This is a genomic window from Alcanivorax sp. HI0083 (assembly GCF_001635175.1).
The window spans coordinates 1-1095 of the sequence record NZ_LWFX01000084.1 but is presented as its reverse complement, the minus strand read 5'-3'; the positions used below and the strand labels follow the sequence as shown (position 1 = coordinate 1095).

Sequence of the window (1095 nt, the reverse complement as noted above, 5' to 3'; positions counted from 1 at the left end):
CACTTTCACGGCATTGTTGAGAGGGCTGTAGTAGAGGGTGCCGTCCAGCATCTCCAGGTCAAAATCCGTGGCCACGCGAGTGTTGGCAACAAAATTTTGCCCATTGAATGTGAAGCTTCGGCTGATGATATTGCTGGCGCTGTCAGACAGGTCGATATAACGCAGGCGCACATTGGGAACCAGCGGTACGGCGTGTTCCACCCCCAGGTAGAGCACGTTCTGGTCGGCCTTGTTGAAGCCCAGGTCATCCTGCACGTCGATGTTGGCGCCGCCGGACGCCACATTGCCTTCCAGCTCCGTATCCCAGGTATACCCGCCACCATAGATCGCCACGCCGGGGGCCGCGTGGGCGAGAGGGGTGGCCAGTAGCGCGGTTACCAGCAAGCCTGCACGTTTCATGGGTAATCCTCATTGTTCTGGATTCGCCCCAGTATTGCAGCTGTGAGGGGTGGCACCAAGTGAAGGCGGAGTCTGTTATGATTGCGATCACACCGCGTTAACCGCTTGCCAGTGCCCCAGGGCGCTGCCTGAACCGATGATGACCCTATGTTTCTTGATGAAATGCCCGGCAAATTTCGTTATCCACAGCCGGAAGATGCCGAAGACAAAGCACTGCTGGCGGATATTCAGCGCAAGGGCTGGCATCACTTTGCCGTCTCCGGTGGCGATGGCCAGCCGGGCTACACCTTCAGCGTGGGGCATTTCCTCAACCTGAACCACCCGGAACTGATAGTGGTGGGTCTGAAAGATGCGCTGGCCAGCAAACTGTTGGACAGCGCCGCCGTGCGCATTCGTGGTCTGAAGAAGCCCTACCAGCCCTACCGTCTGTATAACGACATTGCCGACGGCCTGGAAGTGATGTTTCTGCCGGTGGCGTTTCCGCACTACAAGGAATATCTGGGCTTTGCCAACTGGTTCTACCAGAGCCTGCCGGCGCCGTACCCGGCGCTGCAGATGGTCTGGCCGGATCCCAAAGGCGTGTTTCCCTGGCAGCCCGGTTACGACACCCGTTTTCACCGTGCCCAGCCGTTGCTGGGCAAGGCACCGGCGTCACCGCTGGCCCAGCCTTAATGGTTTTTGACGGCCCTGCCAGGG

1 protein-coding gene and 1 pseudogene are annotated in these 1095 nt (G+C 59.1%); one reads left to right on the top strand and one right to left on the bottom strand.

The window, feature by feature from the left end; translation table 11 throughout:
- Positions 1-399 (bottom strand): annotated as a pseudogene (locus tag A3754_RS00940) (hypothetical protein); the annotation flags it as partial.
- Between the two features lie 147 nt (positions 400-546).
- Between A3754_RS00940 and A3754_RS00935 the strand changes: the two are divergent.
- Positions 547-1071, top strand: a complete 525-nt coding sequence (locus tag A3754_RS00935; protein ID WP_063518608.1) for a DUF4262 domain-containing protein — start codon at positions 547-549, stop codon at positions 1069-1071.
- The last annotated feature ends 24 nt before the right edge of the window (positions 1072-1095 follow it).

What these genes read in the sequence shown, in the direction of transcription:
- A3754_RS00935 (WP_063518608.1), top strand. Translation starts at nt 547, where the DNA reads ATGTTTCTTGATGAAATGCCCGGCAAATTTCGTTATCCACAGCCGGAA.